We start from the raw sequence: 21,578 nt of genomic DNA on the forward strand, positions 1-21,578 counted from the left end.
TCCGTGCCCTTAATTCCCGTAGTAGCGTAGGCCACGCGGGGCCAGGCGCAGGCCGGCCCGTTGTAGGGCCTCGGCCCAGGGATGGCCCAGGGCCGGCCTGTCGTCGATCGTCTCCAAGACGAACCCCGGCAGCCGGTACCGGTCGAATGCGGCAAGCAGGGCCTCGGCTGCACGTCCCTGCCGTTCGGTGAAGGTCACAAGGTGCTTTCCGCCGCGGGCCAGCCAGGCGACCGCGCCCGCGTGCGGGTCGAGGACGAGCAATGCGCCCGCGGCCCGGTTCGGTTTGGGGACATGTCGCCCCTCGCCCTCCGACGGGGGCGCGCAGTGCCCGGTCCCATCCCGTGTTTCGGACTCGGTCCACGTCCCCGCCTGCGGCCAGGCGAGCCCAACACCATAGGGATTAGCCGGGTCGTTGGCGGCCAACACATAGACGGCACCGGCGGTTGCCGCGGACTCCACCGGGCCCTCGAGCCCCTGCCACAGATCGCGCAGGCGGTCCACCGTCTGGTGCTCGGCGTACTGACTGCCACCCAAACCCGCGACGAAGCGCCCGCGGATGGCCCGGCCCGCATCCTCGAAGGCGGTCAACGCGCGGGCCAGGGCGGGGAATCCGCCGGGTACGGATTCGTGTACGGCGGCGGCCCGGGTGACGACGCCGTAGCGATCCAGCATGGCCTCGGCCCGCTCCACGATGCGCTGTTCGGCACTGCCGTCTGGACTCGACTCTGCGGTCGGACCGGCGCCGGCAGAGGCGATACCGTCCCCGTTGGGCTCATCGCCGAACCACGGTGATAGGGCCCAGCGGCCCCGCAGCCTGGGATCGGCCGAGGTTATGAACGGATTGCGCGGTATCCGGCCGCTCCCATCGGCTTCGTGACCTGGACCGGCACCACCGACCCCCGGCAGGGACCGGTATGCGGAGCCGTACGCGGATGCGCCATAGCGGCCCGCGGCCCGGCCGGAGCGTCCCCGGCGACCCGAGCGCCGTGCACCGCGACCGGCGGTTCCACCCGCCGCTGAACCATGGGCGCCCCGCCCACTGCCGTCCGCTGCGAACTCAGCCAGGCCCCGCACCGGGGCGAAGGACTCCGTCACCACTGCTCCGCGCGCGGCCAGGCCCCACAGGGCCCGGAACAGGGCGTCGGCGTCGAGCGGTTCGGCAGCAGTGGCCGAGGCCGAACCGGCCCTGGCGCCGGGTCCGGCCCCAGGGTCGGCTCCAGCGTTCACGGCATCGGCCCCGGTATCTGCCCGCCGGCCCAGTTCGGCGGCACTCCAGGCGCCGCCGCTGGCCAACACATCGAGGATCGCCTCCTGCAGCGGAGTCAGTGGTGCAGGGTCGACGGCCTGCACCGGTCCCAGATCCTGTAGGCGCAGCGAGATGAGCGGCTCGGCAGCACCGGTTCCGGAGGCCCGGGCGCCCACCGCCGCGCCGCCGGCGAAGACGGGGACCCAGGTGACCGAGCCCTCTGCCAGCAGCTCGTCGAGCAGGTGCGGTCCATAGTCCGCAACTCGCGCGGGCAGGATCTGCGACTCCCACAGGGATGCGGGCAGAGCCAGGCCGTCCAACTGCTCGATCACCCTGGCCAGGCCATCGGCACCGTGCAAGGGGTGGGTGATGAACTGGCGTTCGAGTAGCAGGGAGGTGAAGGCCGGGGCCGGGGCCGGCCGTGTGGCCTCCCGCGCGGCGCGCAGGGCGGACCGTCTCACCCGGGCGAAGACCTCGGCATCGATCCACACCGCCGAGGGCCCGCCGGCCTGCTTGCGCGCCTCGCCGGGTGCCGCATGGGGGACCGTGTCCGGGACTTGGCCGTGCGCCCCGATCGCGATGAGTGTGCCGGAGTCGCGGAATCCGCGCAGGACAGGTTCGACAACGGCGGGTCCGAGTCCGAACGCCCGCGCCAGGGCCGAGGTCGTGAAGGTGCCGTGGGTGCGCGCGAAGCGGGCCACGAGATCGCCCATGGGGTCAGGGCCCTGGTTCAGGAATTCTGTGGGCAGTGTGGGTCGATCGACGCAGTCCACCCCGGCGACATTCGCTCCGGCACCGCCGGCCCCAGGAGTACTCGGTACGGTGTCCTCGCCCAGTGCCGCGCGCAGACGCCCCGCGTCCTCGGCTGCGGCCCAGGCGGTCTGCCCGGCGATCCGCACCGGAATCGCTCGTCCGGTGGAGGCCAGTTCACGCACGTACCCGAAGACCTCCGTCCCCTCCTCAACCCGTAGCCGGGCGGCGAGCTGCGCGGTGTCCAGGGGCCCCAAGTCGCGCAGCAGATCGGCGACGCCCTCCATGCCGCGCGCTCGCCGGTCGGGAGCCAGGCGTTGGAGCTCGGCCTCGATACGGGCCAGGATCCTGGGGTCCAGGAGCATTTCGGCATCGGGGGAGCCCAGGAGTTCGGCCAGTAGGGCCGGGTCCAGGGCGAGGGCCCCGGCGCGGCGTTCGGCCAGCGGGCGGTCCGAATCGTAGAGGAACTCGCCCACATAGCCGAACAGTAGATCGCCGGCGAAGGGCGAGGGCACGCGCGTGTGTTTCACGTGAAACAGGATGTGTCCGGAGCCCAATTCCCGCATCAGATCCTGCAGGCCCGGCAGATCGTAGACATCGTGCAGGCATTCGCGCGCGGTCTCCGTCAGTATTGGGAAATCGGGAAACTCCGCCAACGCCTCCAGGAGCTGTCCGGCCCGCTGGCGCTGCTGCCACAGTGGAGTCCGCTTGCCGGGATCCCGGCGCGGCAGCAAGAGGGCGCGCGAGGCGCATTCGCGGAACCGCGCGGCGAACAATGCGGATCCGCCCACCAGCCGTTCGATGCGCGGGGAGAGCGATTCGGGATCGAACTGGAAGAACCGCGCGTCCGGCACGGCGGCATCCGCGGGTATCCGGGCGACGATCCCGTCGTCTGCGGCCATGACCGAGGCATCCGATCCGTAGGCGGCCAGCAGGCGTTCCGACAGGGCAAGGGCCCACGGCGCGTGGACCCTTCGGCCGAACGGCGAATGCAACACCAGGCGCTGATCACCGGTCTCGTCGGGGCAGACCTCCAGTACCAGATCGGTATCGCCGGGCACCACGTCCGTGGCCTCGCGCTGCTCGTCGAGGAAGCGCACGGTGTTCGCCCTGACCCGGTTCTCCCGGACCCGCTCGGCGCCGGCCTCGGACTGCGTGGCGGGCTGCGTCGAGGCCGTGCGGACGAAGGCGCCCATCGCCCGGCCCAGCGCCAGGGGCCGGCCGGGCCCATCGCCATGCCAGAACGGCAGGCGCGAGGACCTGCCGGGCGCGGGCACGACGACCACCTGATTCGTCGCGATCTCCTGGATCCGCCAGGCCGAGGCCCCCAGGGTGATGATGTCGCCGACCCGCGATTCGTGGACCATCTCCTCGTCCAGCTCACCGACGCGCCGGTTGTCGGTGTCCTCGACGCCGGCGGGCAACACCACCGAATACGCGCCGCGGTCGGGGATCGTTCCGGCGTTCGTCACGGCCAGGCGCTGGGCGCCGGGACGTCCGTGGAGTTCTCCGGTGGAGCGATTGAACACGATGGACGGCCGCAGCCCCGCGAATTCCCTGGTGGTCCACGCGCCGGAGAGCATCGCGAGCACACTGTCGAAGGACCTGCGGGACAGGGCGGTGAAGGGATGGGCCCGGCGCACCGTGGTGAACCAGGAGTCCGCGGTCAGCGACGCAGCGGAGTCCGCGTCCGCGATCGCCACGGCTGACACCGTGTGCTGCGCCAACACGTCAAGGGGATTGCGGGGCGGGGACAGTGGCTCGAGCAGTCCCTCGGACATTCGCTCGGCGATCACCTGGGCCTGGACCAGATCGCGCCTGGTGCGGGGGAAGATCAGCCCACGGGCCACTCCGTCGACCCGGTGGTTCGCCCGGCCTACCCGTTGCAGGCCGCTGGCCACATCCGGCGGAGGGGCGATCTGGATGACCAGGTCGACCGCGCCCATGTCGATGCCCAGCTCCAGGGAACCGGTCGCCACGACGCAGCGCAGCTCCCCGGACTTCAACTGGTTCTCCACCAGCAGACGCTGTTCCCTGGATATGGAGCCGTGGTGGGCCCGGGCGATGATGGGCGATTCGGCCGCAGTTGTCGAAGTCGCCGCAGCCGTTGCACTGGCCGCCACAGAATCGCGTTCGGCCGGCGGGTCCGAGGTCCGGCCGGCCCGGGGTCGGTCTCCGTCCTCGGTTCTGCCGGTGGTCGGTCCCGAGGCGGAATGGCGCGCCTCGGGGAATGGCAGTCCCAGCCTCTCGGCGTGCAGCTCGTTGAGCCGGGCGGCCAGGCGTTCGGCCAGGCCGCGGGAATTCACGAACACGATGGTCGAACCGTGGTCCAACACGCGATCCAGCACCTGGGCCTCGATATGCGGCCAGATCGAGCCGGCTCTGGCCGCCGCGGACTCGGACAGCTCGGATGTGCCGCCGGTTGAACCGCTGCCGGCTGCGATGTCGCCTAAGTCCTCGACCGCGACGATGATGTCCAGCTGCGGGGCCTTCGAGCCCTGGGGATGCACGATCCGCACCGGATGGGGCCCGCCCAGGAAAGCGGCGACCTCGGCCTCGGGACTGACCGTGGCCGACAGGCCGATGCGCTGCACGGGCGATCCGACCAGATCGTCCAGGCGCTCCAGTGATACAGCCAGGTGGGCTCCGCGCTTGGTCCCTGCGACCGAGTGCACCTCGTCGACGATGACGGTGTCGACCCCGCGCAGAGTCTCCCGTGCCCGCGAACTGAGCATCAGGTACAGGGACTCCGGGGTGGTCACCAGCATGTCAGGGGGCCGGCGGACCAGCCGCGCGCGCTCGTTCGGCGGAGTGTCGCCGGTGCGCATCCCCACGGAGATGCCGTGCGGGTCCAGGCCCAGTTCCGCCCGCCGGGCGTCGATCCCGGCCAGGGGGATACCCAGGTTCTTGCGCACATCGGCGGCCAGCGCCTTGACCGGGGAAATGTAGAGGACGCGGGTGCCGGCATTCCGCGCGCCCGCGGCGGTGGCCGAGGCCGCGGCGCCGGACTCGTCCAAGGCGGCACATGCGGTGGCAGCGGTAGCCGCTGCGGCCTCGGTTCCGCCGGCGGCCAGTCGGTCGATCGCGTGGAGGAAGGCCGCCAGGGTCTTGCCGGAGCCGGTCGGGGCGATGACCAGGGCGTTCTCGCCCGCGTCGATGGCGCGCCAGGCCTGCAGCTGCACGGGCGTGGGCGCTGCGAAGGCCGCGGCGAACCAGTCCCTGGTGGCGCGCGCGAACGGGAGTCCGGATGTGGTGTTCATCGTGCCGCCAGCCTAGCGCGGGGCATGGACACCGCCGTCTCAGTGACGCGGATGGCCCGCCCGCGGGGACTCGTCGATGTCCGGTTCGAGCGCGGATCCGAAGCCGAAGGCGTCGGAGGGCTGATCGTAGAGCTCCTCATCGTCGGCTTCCTGCTTGATGACGGTGCCCTCGGGGCCGGGTTCCAGATTGTAGCGGCCCAGGATCGCCTTGCGCTCCGCCTCGTGCAGGCGGCCGTTGGCGCGCTGTGCGTCCTGGAACATCGTGGTCCGGCCCCGCAGCATATGGCGGACGCGGCGGGCCTCCCAGTAGGGCTTGCCCACTATGGTCAGCAGGACGCCGATCACCAGATAGCAGGCCAGCATGATCCAGCCGCGGTTGTAGCCGGGGCCCACGTCGTAGACCAGGCGCTTGAGCATCTCCGTGATCCCCGAGCCCACCACCACGTGGTTGAGCCAGTTGAAGGGCTGGCCGATGAACCACTGCGGCATGGCGGCCCCGGATGCGGGGATCGATAGGAAGATGAACAGGATCATGGCGGGTGCAGCGATGAACCTGCCGAAGAAGTAGCTCAGACCGTTGACCGCGGTGCCGATCGCAATCGCCCAGCAGGCGCCCAGGCCCCACAGGGCCCAGAAGTGTCCGGTGATGGCGCCCAGCACCGGGTCGACCAGGATGCAGGAGATCCCGGTGAGGAAGACCGATCCGCCGACGATGATGGCGAAGCGGGTCATACGCCGCAGGGGCGCGCCCATCAGGCCGATGAACATGGCGGCCAGATAACCGGTGATGCACCAGGTGAGCATGAGGTACATGGGCGTCATGCCCATATCGCCGGCCGGCAGGGGAGCGATGTCCTCGATGGTGGCCGGGGCCTTGGAGAACAGCAGGGTGTCCAGGTACTTGGGCATCAGCGTGGTCAACTGCGCCTGATGGGCCGAGGCCATGATGAGGGTGTTCTTCTGGGCGTCATAGGCCGCCGCCACCTCGCCGGTGCGTACGTCCTCCCTGGCCGCGGCCTCGGACTTCGCAACGCTGAAGTCCCAGCCGCCGGGCATCGCCTTATCGGTGATCTCCTGGAACTGCGCGGCGGTGCTGCGCGAATCGGAGACGGAGTCGCCCACGACGGCCACCGGGACATCGTGTGGGGACAGGTGCTGGAAGCCGCCCACGTAACACAGGACGAACATGATCGCCATGAAGGCGGGCATCCAGAACTGCAGGAGTACCAGCTGCAGGGACGGATGCAGTTTGGCGAAGGCGCGGCGGAAGGCGTTCTTCTCCGGTGCAGCGTGGATGCGTGCCGGGTCGATGTCCTGGGCGGTCGGGGCGACTGAAACGACCGAGGGGGCTGGAGTGGAGGCCGGTGCCACGGGCTGAGCCGGGGATTGTTCTGGCGGCTGCTCTGAAGGCTGCTCTGCTGATGGTTCCTGTGGGGTAGGCGGCGTACTCATAACCTCAGAATATGTGTTGGGCCTGAACGTGCGCCGAAAATCGGTGGAGCTGTGCTCGAGGGCGGGGCGTTTATGAGGGATGATTCGGCACGGAAGATGTTGCCGGAACCCGATTTTGCATGGGCGCTGGAGTCGTGTAATGTTGGACGAGTTCGCGCGAGTGGCGGAATTGGTAGACGCGCTGGCTTCAGGTGCCAGTGATCGCAAGGTCGTGGGGGTTCAAGTCCCCCCTCGCGCACGAATGGAAAATGGCCTCTGACCTGGGGTTTTGAAAACCGGGCCGGGGGTCATTTTCATGCCATGTGCTGAAATATGTGCTAAGCGTTCCCGAGGTGCTGTGCGAAGCGGTCGGCTGCGGCTTTCTGCATCGTCGGGGTGACATGGCTGTAGATGTTCATCGTGGTGGTGATGGTGGAGTGCCCGAGGCGCTCCTGCACCACCTTGGGATGCTCGCCCAGCTCCAGCAGGAGCGTGGCGTGCGTATGGCGAAGCCCCTTGATCGTGACCCGCGGGAGGCTCGGGTGCTGCTTGCTCAGCCACTTCATGCGGCGATCCCAGCGGCTCGTCATCGCGTCGGGTGAGCGCAGCTTCCCGTCATCGTCACCGAAGACATAGGCGTCGGCTTTCGCCAGCTCGAACGACACCTCGGCGCGTGCGACCTTGTACGAGGCGAGCACCTTAAGGGTCGCGGCGTCCACGTCGATCACGCGGGCGTTGCCCGTCTTCGTGGTCTTCGTCTCCGTCCAGTCCTCGGTGTTGACCGCGCGACGGATGCTGACACGACCTGTTCTGGTGTTGATGTCGTTCCACTTCAGCGCGAGGGCTTCGCTGCGTCGCATACCGGTGTAGGCGATGAGCCGCCACAGCGGGAACATCTCGTCTTGCCGGTCGTCGCGGTTCCAGGTGAGGAACGTGTGCAACTGCTCGCCTGTCCAGGTGACGATCTCGGGCTTCTGCGCCCGCACCTCGCTCGATTTCGGCGCGTTGACGGTGCGGCGCTTCTTCGACGGGTTCACCGAGATCAGCCCGTCGTCGATCGCGGCATCGAGGATCGCTCCGAGCACGACATGCACCTTGTGGACGCTGTTGGCTGAGAGGGGCTTGCCCTTGCCATGCTCGTCCTTGCGGCCGTGCTTCTCCAGCTCTCGGTAGTGGGAGCCGATGCGGGTTGCGGTGAGCTTGTCGAGCTTGATCTTGCCGAGATCGGGGGTGATGTGGTTGCGGATGATCTTCCGGTACCCCTTGATCGTGGAGTCCGCCAACCGGAGGCTGTCGGCCCAGTGATCGGCGTAGACGGCGAGGGTGGGCACCTTGCCGAGGAACTTCTCGTTCTTCGCTTTCTTCTTCAATGCCTCGGTGAGGGCGGCCTGGGCTTCTTCGAGGTCGGTGAACCCGCCACGGGTGACTCGCTTCTCGCCCAGCTCGGGCTTCTCGGGGTCGATGAGCACATAGATCTGGAACTTCCACCGCTTGCCCTTGCGGGTCTGGTAGTCGCCCAGCGATCCCCGATGCCGCGACCTGGAACGCCGCTGCTTTTTCTCACCCCCGCCGCGCTCATCGGCACCGGATGGGGTCTTAATGGTCATGACAGGGTGCTCCTTGCTGTCGTCTGTCCGGGCTGGTGGGTCTGGGCGTAGTTGTCGATGTAGTCGGCGGCGTTGAACACGCGCCCCTCGGGATCGAGTTGCACGCCGCGTTCCCGGATCGCCCGCGCTCGCGCCCGCGCTGTCTCCAAGCGCTCCTGGTAGGCGGCAATCGTCTTGGGATGCGCCTGCGGCTTCTCAGGATCGTCCTGACTCGGTGCAGTCATGCCCGCGAGCGTGGTTTCGAGGTAGTGGATGCGGTCGGTGCAGATGACCCATTCCTGCTGCCAGTAGTTGAACAGGCCCTCGTCGGTGAGCACGAGTTCCCCGCGCATCCACCGGTCGATCTCCTCCGGCTCGTAGTCGTCGGGTACGCCGGTGAGCGTCGTCGCCTGCCCTGGCGGGGTCAGGAGCGCGGCGGGGCTGGTGCGCAGCAGGTAGGCGATGACGATGAGGTCGTCCACGTCGACGCGGCGGTCTCCGGCCTCTAGCTTGCTGATCCCCGACGGGGAGAGTTTCCGCCCGGCCTGTGCCATGCCGTCGGAGAGGGTGCGCAAGTCCATGCCGATCGCCTGCCGGGCGGTGCGGATGTTGTTGGCGACGTGCGTGTTCGTGATGCCTGCGGGGTTGCCCCGTACTCGTTCTGTTTCCATGTAAGAAATCTACAACGCGATGCTTGACAGCGCAAGCCCGGTCGTTCTATCTTGGTATGCACCCCGCGCGCGCGTAACTGGAACGGATGGTGTGATGATGCGGCAGAGCACTCTCGACATGGAAGACTTGCGCAGGCGGCGCAGCCTGGTCATCACCCGGAAAGAAGCCGCCGAAGCCCTCGGGGTCGATCCCCGCACGATCACAACGAGCATCAACGAGGGCACGATCCCCTCGGTCAGGCTCGGCCGCCGGGTCGTGATCCCGCGCGAGAAGTTCCTCGCCCTGTTCGCCGATGTCCGCCCCGAGGACGGATGAGACGTTGCCGGGCGTGCCGAATCGGCACCACCGCCCTGGGCACGGTCAGTCGACCGCGGTAAACTCCTAGTAGATGAGGAACGGAGGAGCGCATGAGTGACACGATCCTGACCCAGCCGCCGCAGGCGCGGGCGGACTTCGAGCATGTCTCCGACGCGATGGTCTACGACATCGCTCGGCACACCGCTTCGGTGCTCTCCTCGATCCTCCTCACCCGCAAGAACGACGCCGCCGATGATACTGAGCGCGATCACTGGGCGGCGCGACGCCGCCTGGTCAAGAAGCAGGTCCGGGCACTGGACGCGGACGACCGGGCCGGGCTCATCGCACAAGACGAAGTGTGGCGGCTGGAAAAGCTCGCCCTCACTGGCACCGAGTGACCGAACCGGTCGGCTCCCACGCCTGGCTCGCCCAGGCCTTCGACGCTGACGTTCGCGACGAACTCTTTACCGGGCACGCTCCCGACCAAGCAGCTCCCGTTCTGGTGCTCCTCGGCGGGCAACCGGCGCCGGGAAAGACACGGGCACAGCGAGTGATCCTCCGCGAGCACGCCGCCGATGATCTGGTCGAGATCACCGGAGATGATCTGCGCGAGTACCACCCCGACTATGCGCGCCTGGCCGATCACGCACCATTGGAGATGCCCGCCGCGACCGCCCCCGTCTCGGGCGGCCTCGTCAGCCTGGCCCTGGACTACGCGCTCGCACATCGGTACTCGGTGCTGTTGGAGGGCACGTTCCGCGACGTGGGCATGGTCACCGCCACCGCGACCCGGTTCGCCGAAGCCGGGTACCGGGTCGAGGTCGTCGCGGTGGCGACCCCGGCGGCGGTCTCCCGACTGTCGGCGGAGATGCGTTCCCTCGACGCCGGATACCCGGCCGTGGGTCGCTGGACACCGCCCCAAGCTCACGAAAGCGCGCTGTTGGAGTCGGCGGGCGTTGTGGCCGCGCTCGAAGCGCTCCCGCACGTCCAACGGATGCAGGTGTTCTCCCGCGAACAGCTCCTGTTCGACAACACGCGCACCGACGCCGGGGACTGGGAACGGCCCGCTGAGGCGGCAGCCGTGCTTCGCCGGGAACAGCACCGCCCATTTAGGGTGCGCGAGGCGTTTGACTGGTTGCAGGGCTACGCCGCCGTCTTTGCCAAAGCCCAGGCACGCCCCGGCTACCTCGGACGGGAGACCGCTCCGGCCTACATCGGTCTCCAACGTGACGCGCAGACCATGATTCGCACCCTGAGTCAGACGCCCGGCGCGCCGCTCGGTCAACTGGAACGGGAACAGCGGGCACGGCGGAAGCCTCTGGAACGGGTGCTACCGACCGGGCTACTGCCGCCCCAAAGACGGCTCGCAGCGCCGCCTGAACTGCCAGACTGGCCGGAACACCCTGGCCCGACCAGCCGCCGCGAACCGCCGACCCTCGGACGGTAGGACAACCCATCCGAGAGACGAGCCCTCTGTATAGGCGCGATCTGGTGTCAGGTGAGCTCAGAAACGAGGTCGCGGATGCGGGATGCGATGTCGTCGCGTATAGCACGCACGGCGTCGAGGCCTTGGCCGGCGGGATCGTCGAGCTGCCAGTCCTCGTAGCGTTTGCCGGGGAAGATCGGGCACGTGTCGCCGCAGCCCATCGTGATGACCACATCGGCGGTCTCCACGGCGTCGATGGTGAGCAGCTTCGGACGCTCGGCCGTGATGTCGATGCCGACCTCACGCATCGCCTCCACGACAGCCGGATTGAGGTGATCGGCGGGTTCGGACCCGGCGGAGCGAACCTCGATGCGTCCCGCGGCGATGTGGGTGAGGAAGGCGGCGGCCATCTGGGAGCGTCCGGCGTTATGGACGCAGACGAACAACACGGACGGTATGGCTTCGGCGGTCATCGGGGGCTCGTTTCTGTCTGGTAGGGGTCGGTGTGGAACCAACGGCGTGCAGCCCACAGGGAGACGTAGACGAGACCGACAAGAACGGGCACCTCGATCAGCGGCCCGACCACCCCAGCGAGAGCCTGTCCACTGGTGGCGCCGAACGTGCCGATGGCGACGGCGATGGCGAGCTCGAAGTTGTTGCCCGCCGCGGTGAACGCCAGCGTCGTGGAGCGGGCGTAGCCGAGGCCGATGCCCTTGCCGAGCAAGAGGCCCGCGAACCACATGAGCGCGAAGTACACCAGCAGCGGCAGCGCGATCCGGGCCACATCGAGGGGATTCTGCGTGATCGCCTCGCCCTGGAGGGCGAAGAGCAGCACGATCGTGAGCAGCAGTCCATAGAGTGCCCACGGCCCGATGCGCGGGATGAACTTCTCTTCGTACCATTCGCGGTTGCGGTGCTTCTCGCCGATCCACCGGGTCGCGAACCCCGCGACCAGCGGCACACCAAGGAAGACGAGCACGTTGAGGGCGATCTGCCCCACCGAGACGTCCAAGCCCTGCGTGTCGAGGCCGAGCCAGCCGGGGAGTATCGTGAGGTAGAACCAGCCGAGCACGGAAAACATCACGACCTGGAAGATCGAGTTGATCGCCACCAGCACCGCTGTTGCTTCCCGGTCGCCGCAGGCGAGGTCGTTCCAGATCACGACCATCGCGATGCAGCGTGCGAGGCCGACGATGATGAGGCCGGTGCGGTACTCGGGCAGGTCGGGCAGGAATACCCAGGCGAGGGCGAACATCACCGCGGGGCCGAGCAGCCAGTTCAGCACCAGCGACGACGCCAAGAGCTTCTTGTCGCCGGTGACGGCGGCGATCTTGTCGTAGCGGACTTTTGCCAGCACCGGGTACATCATCACCAGCAGGCCCAGGCCGATCGGCACCGAGATGCCCGCGACCTCCATCCGGGCGAGCACGTCGGCCAGGGCGGGGATGAAGCGTCCGAGGAGGAGGCCGGCGATCATGGCCAGCCCGATCCAGACGGGCAGCCACTTATCCAGCGTCGACAACCGCCGCGTCGCCGCAGCCGCAGGCGCTGGAGTGTTCGTGGTGTTCTGGGGTGCGGGCATCGGGACGCTCTATCTCCTCGTCAGTTCAGTTGGTGGGTTTGGTGGCTCGGATGATCGCGGCGTGCATCCCGTCCGCGGCCTCGTGGGTGAACTTCACGCTCGCATCCGTGAACCCCGCCTTGTCGAGTCCGTCGAGGTACTCGGTCTGGGAGAGGGCTCCGGCGATGCAGCCGACGTAGGAGCCGCGTTCGGCCCGCTGCCCGGGGGTGAGGCGGTCTTCGGCGACGACATCGGAGACCCCGATCCGCCCGCCGGGGGTGAGGACGCGGAACATCTCGGCGAGCACGGCGGGCTTGTCGGTGGAGAGGTTGATGACGCAGTTGGAGATCACCACATCCACCGCCCCGTCCGAAAGCGGCACCTCCTCGATGGTGCCCTTGAGGAACTCGACGTTCTCCGCACCGGCCTCGGTCTTGTTCTTCTCGGCCAGGGCGAGCATCTCGTCAGTCATGTCCACCCCGTAGGCGAACCCGGTCGGCCCAACACGACGGGCAGACAGCAGCACATCGATGCCGCCGCCGGAGCCGAGATCGAGGACGCGTTCACCCTCGTGGAGCTCGGCGACCGCGGTGGGGTTGCCGCAGCCCAGGCTCGCCTCAACAGCTTCGAGGGGCAGACCGGCCGCGGTGGCCTCGTCGTAGAGGCCCGCGCCGAAGCTCCGCTCGGTCGGGGCGCAGCACGAACCCGAATCCGAGCCCGTGCCCTCGGCAGCAGGCACGCTCGAACAGCACGAGGTGACAGGCGTCTCCTCGATCAGGAGGTCGGCGTTGCGGGTGCCGCCGGTGACCGCGGTCGCGGCCTGGGCATAGCGGGCGCGGATCTGTTCGCGCAGCTCGGTGTTCTCGCTCATCATCTACTCCTCGGGATCGTGCATCTCTACGCATTGATACTCTTCGATGTATCGACAGTTGTCAATGCGTGCCGTAGGATCAGGATCATGACGACCTCATTACCGCTGATCGCGACTGATGCCGGAGGATGCTGCGCCCCGGTGACGGGCGGTGTGCTCGCGGTCGAGGACGCGCAGCGGTTGGCGCGGATGTTCAAGGCGCTGGGTGATCCGACCAGGGTCCGGTTGTTGTCGATGATCGCCGCGCAGTCCGACGGGGAGGCGTGCGTGTGCGATCTGACCGAGCCGGTCGGCCTCTCCCAGCCCACCGTCTCCCATCACATGAAGCAGCTCGTCGACGCCGGTCTCGTCACCCGCGAGCAGCGTGGCAAGTGGGCCTACTACGCGATCGTGCCCGAGATCCTGACCATGCTCGCGGCAGCTCTAGACCCGCGGACACTCGGAACCGGAATCCCGGCTTCCTCCTGCTGAGAGACAAGGAACTCTAGTCGAGGACCACCGTCGGTAGCCGCGTTCACGACAGATTAGAAGCTCAGGCCCGGTCCCTCGCGGCGGGGCGTGGTGCGGTGCTCCTGTTCGACATCGTGCAGAAGCGCGCGCTCCCGCTCGACACGCCGCGCCTCGCGCGCGGCCTGCTCAGACTGGCTCTGCTCGATCCTCGCCGTCGCCTCTGCAGGAGTGAGGGTGGCGAGCAGCTCGGCGTCCTCCCTTGCCTGTTTCGCCGCCTGTGCCGCCCGCGCCGCCTGCTGCGCGGGATTGGCGTTGAGGTAGTTCTCTCGATTGCGGTGCACTCTCTCAGTGCCGAACGCGCGCGCGTACGCTGCCAACCGAGCCATCTGCGCCTGCTCGGGCCGACCGACCAGGGCGTCGCGCGCTTCCCGGTGCTCGCGCTCAGCCTCGGTCACGCGGGAGTCGCCGTCGACCAACGGCCCGGTGACGCGCTGCATCCACGCCTCGCTGTTCTCGATCCACTTCGGCGGGCCGCCCCACTCGTCCGTGAGATGCTGGCGTGCCTGCTGGGCGCGAGCCTGCGCGGTTTCGTGGTCGGTGCGGGCACGACGCTTCCCGAACCACGACACCGCCTGTACTTGATCGGCTGCTCTCTGCTCGGCGGCGTCGGCATCCTGCCAGTCGCTCAGCGCCGCCTCTGCCGCTGATACGACCGGGGCGGCGACCTCGGCACGCACCTCAACGGCCCGCTGCCTTGCCGCCTCCTCGGCCGCGCGTGCCCTTTCCCGGCTAGCCGTCTCGCGTTCGCGGAGGTCGGCGAGGGCGGTGCCGACCTGCTGCCACCGTGCCGCCTGCACCTCGGCGGTCTGGGCGCGGTGCATCAGCGCGGCGATCTTCTCGTTGACGAACTTCACCGGCCCGTCGTCGGTCAGCCCAGCTACGGCTTCCGTGGCGCGCCGTGTGGCGGTGGTGAGGCCGCGGTCGGCGCGGTCGCGTGCCATCGCCTCGATGAACTGCGCCCGCGCATCCGCCTCGCTCTCCGCCACCACGTGCAACAGGTTGTGGTCGCGGCCTCGGGTCATGCCGACGTAGACGCTCGCGGCGCTCGTGGCGTCGGTGAGGAGCGTGTGCGCTCCCGTCACGGTTGCGCCCTGGACCCCGTAGGAGGTTGCCGCGTAGGAGAGGTGGGCGTGCTCGGCCACGTATGCGGCGGGTAGGCGGACGGTGTGCTGCTGTTTGCGCCCGTTCCCGTGTTCGCGGACGCGGAGCGCACCGTCGTCCTCGACGTGTTGCACGATCCATTGCTGCCGGTTCGCCACCCCGATACCGGAGTCGTTCTGTCGCGTCTGGATCAGATCACCCGCCCCGATAGCGAGATCATCGCTGCCGTAGACGGTGCGGGTATCGTCGACGACACCCTGAGCGACACGCACCTCGCGGATGGCGGCGTTGACGGTGCGGGCCTCGTCATTCGTGCTCACTGTCACCGCCTCACCATCCTCCGGCTGCCGGGCGACATGGGCGTGCGCGTCCTCGCCGCTGGCGTGGAGCCGTACAAGCCCCTCGGCGTTGAGTCGGTCGAACACATCGCCGGGGTCGGTGCCGTCGCGCATGCGCAAGGTGAGGTCGGCGTAGGCGGGGTCGGTGAAGCGGTGCACCTCGGCCATGTCGAACGTGCGACCCCGAATCTGCGCGGCCATGTCGAGCACCCCGCCACGACCGACCGCGGGAAGCTGCGCACGATCCCCAACGAGCGCGACCGTCGCTTTCGCTTCGGTGGTGATGGTGAGGAGGGCGAGGGCGGTGTCTTGGTCGAGCATCCCGGCCTCGTCCACGATCACCCGCTCACCCCGCGCAAGCCGCGCCTCCATGTTCGGGCCGTTGTAGGTGCGGCCCGTCTCGGGGTCGGTGTCGCCGGGGGTGAGGCGCGTCCAAACACCGTCGTCGTTCCAGCGCCAGCCGTGGGCGTGCACGAGCGCTGCAACACTCGTCGCGGGCACGCCGAGTTCGTCGTGCGCGACCTGCGCGGCACGCAACGTCGGCGCCACGACTCGAGCCGCCCGACCGTGCTGCGCTGCGACCTCGATTGCAGCGCCGAGCATCGTGGTCTTGCCCGCACCGGCCGCACCCTCCACGACCACAAGCGGATCACGCGACGCGACCGCGGCAGCCGCGATCGTCTGCCCGGCGTCCAGACCGTGCGCGTGCGCGGTCTCGTCCAGGTCGGGGTGACGCGGTTCGCGCTTCGGTGCGCACTGGGTGAGGAGGTCGCGCAGCTCGGTCTCGGCCTGCACCACCCGCACGCTCGTGAGGTGCGCAACATGCTCGGGCGTCGGTGCGCCGGGCGGGAGGATCGATAAGCAATCCTCCAACACCAACCCCGTTGCGATACTGACGAACTCGCGTATCTCGGCAGGGGTGGCGTGCACGCCGTAGTCGGTCATGACGCGAGTCGCGTGCCCCTGCACGCTGTGCCGCGTCCACGCCGACCCGCCTGCCGCGCAGCGATCGAGTGCACGACTCGCCACCTCTTGCACGGAGAGGTCATCGAGCGATACCCGTGCACGTGGGGCGGGGCGTTGCAACGTGTCGGGGTCGTAGCCGGCCTCCCGTAACTCCGCGATCCACGCCTGTTCCTCGTGCAGGGTGGTGGTCTTCTTCGCGGGGCGCTCGTGCGCCCACGCTTTCGCCGCGAGGCGGGCGGAGACGACCGGCCCCATCGTCTCGCCCGGATGCGCCGCCTCCCATTCGGCCTCGAACCGTTCCAGATGCTTGCGCACCTGCTCGCCGCGTTTGCTCATCACGGGGTTGAACCGTTCGAGCTCGACCACCTCACCCGTCATGGTGTCGAGGGTGAGGCTGTGCCGGTCGAGCACCTCGGCGAGCTCGGGGTGTGCGGCGATGACGGCGGTGCCGAGGGCACGGATCGCTCCCTGCTGCTTGAACAACGCCGCCGTATCCAAGGCGCGCCATTTCCCGGCCGCTTGCACGCGGGTGCCGATCTGGAAATGGATATGCCGATGCGGATCACCCGCACGGCTCGTGCGGTGCGACACGGCAACCGTCTGCACCTCGCGGGCGGGCACGACCTCCTGCTTCCCGCGAGGGCCGACGCGAGTAACGGAGTGCTGGGCAATCCATCGCCGAATCTCCGCCACGGCATCCTGTTCCGCCAGGTCGAGGGCATCGGAGACCTCCGGGTGGAGTGCGGCGGCGATCGACAAAGACTTGGGGGCGTTGACGACCATCTCCGCGAACCGCGGCGATCCCTGCCGCCCCTGACCAGGCAGTCGCGGCTTTCCCATCGACTCGCCCGTGACCGGGTTCACCCAGTCCACCCATCCGGCGTAGGCCTCCGGGTCGAGCCCGAGAGCAGCGGTGACGTTGCCCTTACTGTCGAGGGTCGTGAACTGCGCGACAGAGGCGTCGTCCCCGAGGTAGTAATCGTCAGCGCGGGAACGGTCAGCTTCGACATAGTGGCGCGCGTCGGCTCCGGTTCTCCGGAACAGGATCACGCCGCCATGCATGAGGACCACCACCTGATGTTTCTAATACAGAAACTGTGTTACCTACCACGGTAACATACGTTCATTCAGAAGTCAGCAGAGCGATCTTAGAATCGCACTGTGCGACACGGAAGGTTCGCGTAAGTCGGTGACGGCTTCTGAGCCGCGAGTGAACACTGCGTGAATGCAGCGCGGCGAGTAGCGCCAGTCCCGGACGGTGCCCCATTCTGAGTAAGAAATGTTATCCGCAGAAGGTGGCCGTCGAACCGACTTTGGCGCGCCATTGCTGGTCCTTCTGGTGTTCTTGAGGTTAGGGTGCACGTCGTTCGGTGGCCCGGTCGCTCATCTTGGATATTTTCGAGCAGAGTTCGTCGAGCGACGCAGGTGGCTGGGTGATCGCGCGTATGCGGATCTTGTCGCATTGTGCCAGTTTCTTCCCGGCCCGGCATCAAGCCAGGTCGGCATGGCGATCGGTTTGCAGAGAGCTGGAATACTCGGTCTTGTCGCGGCATGGCTCGGGTTCACACTGCCATCTGCGGTATTGCTGTTCGGGTTCGCGCTCGGCGTATCGACCCTTGGCGACGTATCGCAGGCTGGATGGGTGCTGGGCCTGAAGGCTGCGGCGGTCGCGGTCGTGGGTCATGCTGTGCTCGGGATGGCAAAGTCACTCACGCCTGATGCGCGACGAGCGACGATTGCTGTCGGGGTGCTCACTGTCGTGCTGCTCGTACCCGGCCCGCTGACGATGTTCGGCGCGATGGCCTTGGCCGGGATCGCGGGGTTCTTCGTCTGTCGATCCCCGAGCACGGCCGAGAACGATGAACCGCGTTTCCGGGTGCGCCTGCGGCCCGCAGTCGGATGGTTGAGCCTGGCTGTGTTCGTCATGCTGCTCGCAGGGTTGCCGATTCTTGCTGCGTTCACCGGCAACGCCACGGTAGGCCTGATTGACACCTTCTATCGTGCGGGGTCGCTCGTGTTCGGCGGCGGGCATGTCGTGCTCCCGCTTTTGCAGGCTGAGACAGTGCAGACTGGACTGGTGGAGCCGGGTGCGTTCCTCGCGGGGTATGGTGCCGCGCAGGCGGTGCCAGGGCCGCTGTTCACCTTCGCCGCGTTTCTCGGAGCGGTCACCACGAGCGGCCCGAGTGGGCTGCTCGGCGCATCCATTGCGCTGCTCGCGATCTTTCTGCCGTCTGCGCTGCTCGTGATGGGGGTGCTGCCCTTCTGTGAGCGGTTGCGTCGTGCGCCGAGAGTGCAGCGTGTGCTGACGGGCGTGAACTCCGGAGTCGTCGGGCTGCTTGCCGCCGCGCTGTACGACCCCGTATTCACCGCGGGTGTCACGAACGCCGCATCACTCGTCGTCGCGGCACTCGCGTTCGTCGCACTCACGTCCTGGAAAACACCGGCATGGGCGGTAGTGCTCGGGGCCGCAGGAGCCGGGGCATTGCTGCTCTGAATGCGCTACGCGGATACTCAGACGAGGCTGGCCTGCAATGCGAGAAGCGTGCCCGCCTGGGAGGATTGAAGCATGAGCCGTTTTTCATCTCTGGTCAGGGCATATCCACTCGTGATCGCAACACTGTTGGTGGCTATGATCGGGTTGGTTCTCTTAGCGACTCCGGCCAGTGAGTCGGCCAGCTGGATTGTGGGTGCGTATGCGCTCGTGATTGCCGGGTGGGAGGCGGTCGGGATGATCCGGCAGCTCATCCGAGGGCACGCCGGGCTCGACATTCTTGCGGTGACGGCAATCACCGCTGCAGTGCTCGTTGGGGAGCCGTGGGCGGCGCTCGTGGTGGTGCTGATGCTCACCGGCGGGGCGGCCCTCGAAGATTACGCTGAGAACCGTTCGAAGCGGGAACTGACCGCGCTGCTGCGTAAGGCACCCCAGCAGGCCACGCGCATTCTCGCCCCAAGCGCACTCGGCGCGGACATGCACGGGCATACTGCCGAGGTCACGACCGAGGACATACCGGTCGAAGAAGTCGAGGTGGGTGATCTGTTGTTGGTGCGGCCGGGTGCACTCGTGCCTGTGGACTCGATCCTCGTCTCCGAGCACGCCGTGTTCGATGAGTCGTCATTGACCGGTGAAAGCCTGCCCGTTGAGCGTGACGCGGGAGAGAAAGTGTCGAGCGGTGCGGTGAATGGACAAGCCGCAGTCACCATGCGGGCCGCGGCTCCGGCCGCCGAGAGCGAGTATCAGCAGATTGTTCGGCTCGTCGAACAGGCCGCGGGCAGCAAAGCCAAAGTCGTGAGGCTCGCAGATCGGTACGCGGTGCCGTTCACAGTGCTCGCGCTCGTGATCGCTGGGATCGCGTGGGCGGTCAGTGGAGAGGCTGTCCGGTTTGCCGAGGTGCTGGTGGTGGCGACGCCATGCCCGCTGCTGATCGCCGCGCCGGTCGCATTTCTCGGGGGCATGAGCCGTGCCGCGAGGTTCGGGCTGATCGTGAAGGGTGGCGGCACTCTCGAACAGCTTTCACGAGCCCGCTCGGCGGCATTCGATAAGACCGGCACCATCACTACCGGCAAACCGGTGCTCGAACGCATCCTGCCCGCCGCCCGCACCGGCAAAGACGAACTGCTGCGTTTCGCAGCCTCAGCGGAGGTGTACTCCTCCCATGTGCTCGCGGGCTCCGTCGTGCAGGCCGCGAAACAGCACGGTCTGTCGCTCATCGAAGCCGAACATGCCGAGGAGATCGCGACGAACGGAGTCGCGGCTGTGCTCCGCACTCCTGACGCATCTGAGGCAGTGACGGTTCGTATCGGCAAGCCCTCCTGGGTGCGCGATTCCGCGCCCGACCTCGTGCTGGCAGACCTTGCTCCAGGGGAACTCGCGATCTACGTCTCGGTCGATGACCGCTTCGCCGGAGCCATCGTCATGCGCGACCAAGTGCGCGAAGAAGCAAGCCAAGCGCTCCAAGATCTGGGCGAACTTGGCATCGTGCGCACGCTCATGGTTACCGGAGACGTTGCAGCCACCGCCGAACCCATCGCACAGCACCTTGGAATCGGCGAGGTGCACGCCGAGTGCCGCCCCGGCGACAAAGTTCGCATTGTCAGTAGCGTGCAGCCCCGCCCGCTCATCATGGTCGGTGACGGCCTCAACGATGCCCCAGTGCTCGCTGCTGCGGATATTGGCTTTGCGATGGGGGCGCGCGGTGCAACCGCAGCATCGGAGTCTGCGGACATCGTGAACCGCTACGACACACTCTCGGCCCTGCCGCGCGCGGTGAGCATCGGCAAAGACACCGTGCGCATCGCATTGCAAAGCATCTGGCTCGGCATCATCATCAGCGTCGGCCTCATGCTCATCGCCGCCTTCGGGTTCCTCCCCGCACTCCTCGGCGCGTGGCTGCAAGAAGTCGTTGACCTGGTGGCCATCCTCGGCGCACTCCGTGCAGTCGGCCCACGATCTGAGCGAATCACACGATCATCACCAGTCGCATCGACGGAACAACTTCACTTCAGCACGACCCAAGACAGGAAATGAACAATATGGCATCCGGATCAAGCACCACGCCGCATCCCGGCGAAGCCCACCTGCAGAACGTGGGCCAACGTTTGAACTGGCTACGTGCAGGGGTGCTCGGCGCAAACGACGGCATCGTCTCTACCGCGGGTGTCGTCGTCGGTGTCGCTGCCGCTACACCAAACAACGTACTGGCAATCGCGACGGCCGGTATCGCCGCCGTAGTTGCCGGGGCGTTCTCAATGGCTGGCGGAGAGTATGTTTCGGTGAGCACCCAACGCGACACAGAGAAAGCGCTCATCGCAAAAGAACGGTGGGAGCTCGAAACCATGCCCAAGGAGGAGCTTGAAGAACTCACCGAGCTCTATCGACAGCGGGGCCTCTCAGATGACCTCGCACATCAGGTCGCGGTGCAGCTTACCGAGACGGACGCTCTCGCCGCTCACGCAGAGGTCGAACTCGGAATCGACCATGAAGAGTTCACAAGCCCGTGGGCAGCCGCCGTGTCATCGTTCATTGCGTTCGCCGTTGGAGCGCTGATCCCACTCATCATGATCTTGCTCCCCGTCGGCGGACACCGAGTTTGGATCGCAGCCATCGCAGTTGTGATCGGCCTCTTCCTCACCGGTTGGATCAGCGCTGCGCTCGGTGGCGCGCCGCGCGGTCGCGCAATTCTCCGGAACGTGGTCATGGGCTCAGCGACCATGATCGCCACATACGCCATTGGGGCACTCTTTGGCGTGGCCATCGGATAGGCCGCTTCTCGTGATCCGGCCCGCTTTCATGTGCTAACTCATGTGCTACCGACGCTGCTAGGTTGTGAATCGCGGTGCAGTTATCCACAGGTGGGCCTCGCAGAAACCGCGGAATCATGCGGCAGAACGCCGATTCACGATTTCGTGTGCGAGGGGGAACGGATCAGTTCAAGTCCCCCCCGTTACCTTTTTAGTAGCCCTGGTTCGTGACAGGATCAGGACTGCTGGCCCGTCGGGCCCGGCATGACTTATGCCCCCAGTCATTGATGATCCGGGGGGTGTTGTCACCGGGTTCCGATAGGCA

General features: G+C 67.4%; 15 protein-coding genes and 1 tRNA gene. 8 read left to right on the forward strand and 8 right to left on the reverse strand.

All coding sequences use genetic code 11. The features are described 5' to 3' along the window. Positions 1–9: 9 nt before the first annotated feature. Both NQ034_RS11310 and NQ034_RS11315 read right to left on the reverse strand, forming a co-directional pair. Positions 10–5,256, reverse strand: coding sequence for an ATP-dependent helicase (locus NQ034_RS11310; protein ID WP_257048951.1), 5,247 nt, complete (start codon positions 5,254–5,256; stop codon positions 10–12). A gap of 39 nt (positions 5,257–5,295) precedes the next feature. After that, the gene (locus NQ034_RS11315) at positions 5,296–6,627 is read right to left on the reverse strand and encodes an ABC transporter permease (RefSeq protein ID WP_257048952.1); all 1,332 of its coding nucleotides are present in this window, start codon (positions 6,625–6,627) and stop codon (positions 5,296–5,298) included. Positions 6,628–6,862: 235 nt separating this feature from the next. Between NQ034_RS11315 and NQ034_RS11320 the strand changes: the two genes are divergently transcribed. Continuing rightward, positions 6,863–6,946, forward strand: a tRNA-Leu gene (locus tag NQ034_RS11320). A gap of 79 nt (positions 6,947–7,025) precedes the next feature. On the opposite strand, the gene NQ034_RS11325 is transcribed toward NQ034_RS11320, so the two are convergent. Together NQ034_RS11325 and NQ034_RS11330 are read right to left on the reverse strand one after the other, a co-directional pair. Beyond that, the gene (locus tag NQ034_RS11325) at positions 7,026–8,294 is read right to left on the reverse strand and encodes a tyrosine-type recombinase/integrase (RefSeq protein WP_257048954.1); all 1,269 of its coding nucleotides are present in this window, start codon (positions 8,292–8,294) and stop codon (positions 7,026–7,028) included. Next, positions 8,291–8,944: a helix-turn-helix domain-containing protein gene (locus NQ034_RS11330; RefSeq protein ID WP_156366452.1), complete on the reverse strand. Its 654-nt coding sequence runs from the start codon at positions 8,942–8,944 to the stop codon at positions 8,291–8,293. Before NQ034_RS11330 ends, NQ034_RS11325 begins: the two co-directional genes overlap by 4 nt. Before the next feature lie 94 nt (positions 8,945–9,038). Here NQ034_RS11330 and NQ034_RS11335 point away from each other — a divergent pair, with 94 nt between their 5' ends. The 3 genes from NQ034_RS11335 (at position 9,039) to NQ034_RS11345 (ending at position 10,689) form a co-directional block, all read left to right on the forward strand. After that, positions 9,039–9,260, forward strand: a complete 222-nt coding sequence (locus NQ034_RS11335) for a helix-turn-helix domain-containing protein (RefSeq protein WP_197281108.1) — start codon at positions 9,039–9,041, stop codon at positions 9,258–9,260. 92 nt (positions 9,261–9,352) lie between these two features. Then, positions 9,353–9,640 (forward strand): hypothetical protein, encoded by a 288-nt coding sequence (locus NQ034_RS11340; protein ID WP_054682425.1) that lies wholly within the window; start codon positions 9,353–9,355, stop codon positions 9,638–9,640. Next, positions 9,637–10,689 carry a zeta toxin family protein gene (locus NQ034_RS11345; RefSeq protein WP_257048957.1) on the forward strand — a complete coding sequence of 351 codons (1,053 nt, stop codon included), beginning with the start codon at positions 9,637–9,639 and terminating at the stop codon, positions 10,687–10,689. Before NQ034_RS11340 ends, NQ034_RS11345 begins: the two co-directional genes overlap by 4 nt. Before the next feature lie 47 nt (positions 10,690–10,736). Here the strand turns inward: NQ034_RS11345 and NQ034_RS11350 are convergent, their stop codons facing one another. From NQ034_RS11350 to arsM, 3 genes are read right to left on the reverse strand one after another with little or no spacing between them, the layout of a single operon-like run. After that, a complete protein-coding gene (locus NQ034_RS11350; RefSeq protein WP_054682427.1) occupies positions 10,737–11,141 on the reverse strand; it encodes an arsenate reductase ArsC in 405 nt (134 codons plus the stop codon). After that, positions 11,138–12,250, reverse strand: a complete 1,113-nt coding sequence (arsB, locus tag NQ034_RS11355) for an ACR3 family arsenite efflux transporter (protein ID WP_257048958.1) — start codon at positions 12,248–12,250, stop codon at positions 11,138–11,140. Before arsB ends, NQ034_RS11350 begins: the two co-directional genes overlap by 4 nt. Positions 12,251–12,275: 25 nt before the next feature. Further along, complete coding sequence (arsM, locus tag NQ034_RS11360) at positions 12,276–13,100, reverse strand: arsenite methyltransferase (protein WP_257048959.1); 825 nt, start codon at positions 13,098–13,100, stop codon at positions 12,276–12,278. Positions 13,101–13,187: 87 nt separating this feature from the next. Between arsM and NQ034_RS11365 the strand changes: the two genes are divergently transcribed. Then, entirely contained in the window at positions 13,188–13,571 is a 384-nt protein-coding gene (locus NQ034_RS11365; protein ID WP_257048960.1) for an ArsR/SmtB family transcription factor, read from the forward strand. A 53-nt stretch (positions 13,572–13,624) separates the two neighbouring features. Here the strand turns inward: NQ034_RS11365 and mobF are convergent, their stop codons facing one another. After that, positions 13,625–17,089, reverse strand: coding sequence for a MobF family relaxase (mobF, locus tag NQ034_RS11370; RefSeq protein WP_257048961.1), 3,465 nt, complete (start codon positions 17,087–17,089; stop codon positions 13,625–13,627). A gap of 205 nt (positions 17,090–17,294) precedes the next feature. Between mobF and chrA the strand changes: the two genes are divergently transcribed. The 3 genes from chrA to NQ034_RS11385 all read left to right on the forward strand — a co-directional run bounded on the left by chrA (position 17,295) and on the right by NQ034_RS11385 (position 21,274). Further along, positions 17,295–18,509, forward strand: coding sequence for a chromate efflux transporter (chrA, locus tag NQ034_RS11375; protein ID WP_257048962.1), 1,215 nt, complete (start codon positions 17,295–17,297; stop codon positions 18,507–18,509). A gap of 72 nt (positions 18,510–18,581) precedes the next feature. Beyond that, positions 18,582–20,540 (forward strand): heavy metal translocating P-type ATPase, encoded by a 1,959-nt coding sequence (locus tag NQ034_RS11380; protein WP_257048963.1) that lies wholly within the window; start codon positions 18,582–18,584, stop codon positions 20,538–20,540. Next, complete coding sequence (locus NQ034_RS11385) at positions 20,537–21,274, forward strand: VIT1/CCC1 transporter family protein (RefSeq protein WP_373456828.1); 738 nt, start codon at positions 20,537–20,539, stop codon at positions 21,272–21,274. Before NQ034_RS11380 ends, NQ034_RS11385 begins: the two co-directional genes overlap by 4 nt. The last annotated feature ends 304 nt before the right edge of the window (positions 21,275–21,578 follow it).

It is taken from the genome of Brevibacterium moorei (assembly GCF_024580735.1).
In the GTDB taxonomy this organism is placed as follows: domain Bacteria; phylum Actinomycetota; class Actinomycetes; order Actinomycetales; family Brevibacteriaceae; genus Brevibacterium; species Brevibacterium moorei.

Bases quoted from the DNA above. Each gene is read 5' to 3' on its own strand.
- NQ034_RS11310 (WP_257048951.1), bottom strand. From the start codon at position 5,256: ATGAACACCACATCCGGACTCCCGTTCGCGCGCGCCACCAGGGACTGG.
- NQ034_RS11325 (WP_257048954.1), bottom strand. From the start codon at position 8,294: ATGACCATTAAGACCCCATCCGGTGCCGATGAGCGCGGCGGGGGTGAG.
- NQ034_RS11330 (WP_156366452.1), bottom strand. From the start codon at position 8,944: ATGGAAACAGAACGAGTACGGGGCAACCCCGCAGGCATCACGAACACG.
- NQ034_RS11335 (WP_197281108.1), top strand. From the start codon at position 9,039: ATGATGCGGCAGAGCACTCTCGACATGGAAGACTTGCGCAGGCGGCGC.
- NQ034_RS11340 (WP_054682425.1), top strand. From the start codon at position 9,353: ATGAGTGACACGATCCTGACCCAGCCGCCGCAGGCGCGGGCGGACTTC.
- NQ034_RS11350 (WP_054682427.1), bottom strand. From the start codon at position 11,141: ATGACCGCCGAAGCCATACCGTCCGTGTTGTTCGTCTGCGTCCATAAC.
- arsB (WP_257048958.1), bottom strand. From the start codon at position 12,250: ATGCCCGCACCCCAGAACACCACGAACACTCCAGCGCCTGCGGCTGCG.
- arsM (WP_257048959.1), bottom strand. From the start codon at position 13,100: ATGAGCGAGAACACCGAGCTGCGCGAACAGATCCGCGCCCGCTATGCC.
- NQ034_RS11365 (WP_257048960.1), top strand. From the start codon at position 13,188: ATGACGACCTCATTACCGCTGATCGCGACTGATGCCGGAGGATGCTGC.
- chrA (WP_257048962.1), top strand. From the start codon at position 17,295: ATGTTATCCGCAGAAGGTGGCCGTCGAACCGACTTTGGCGCGCCATTG.
- NQ034_RS11380 (WP_257048963.1), top strand. From the start codon at position 18,582: ATGAGCCGTTTTTCATCTCTGGTCAGGGCATATCCACTCGTGATCGCA.
- NQ034_RS11385 (WP_373456828.1), top strand. From the start codon at position 20,537: ATGAACAATATGGCATCCGGATCAAGCACCACGCCGCATCCCGGCGAA.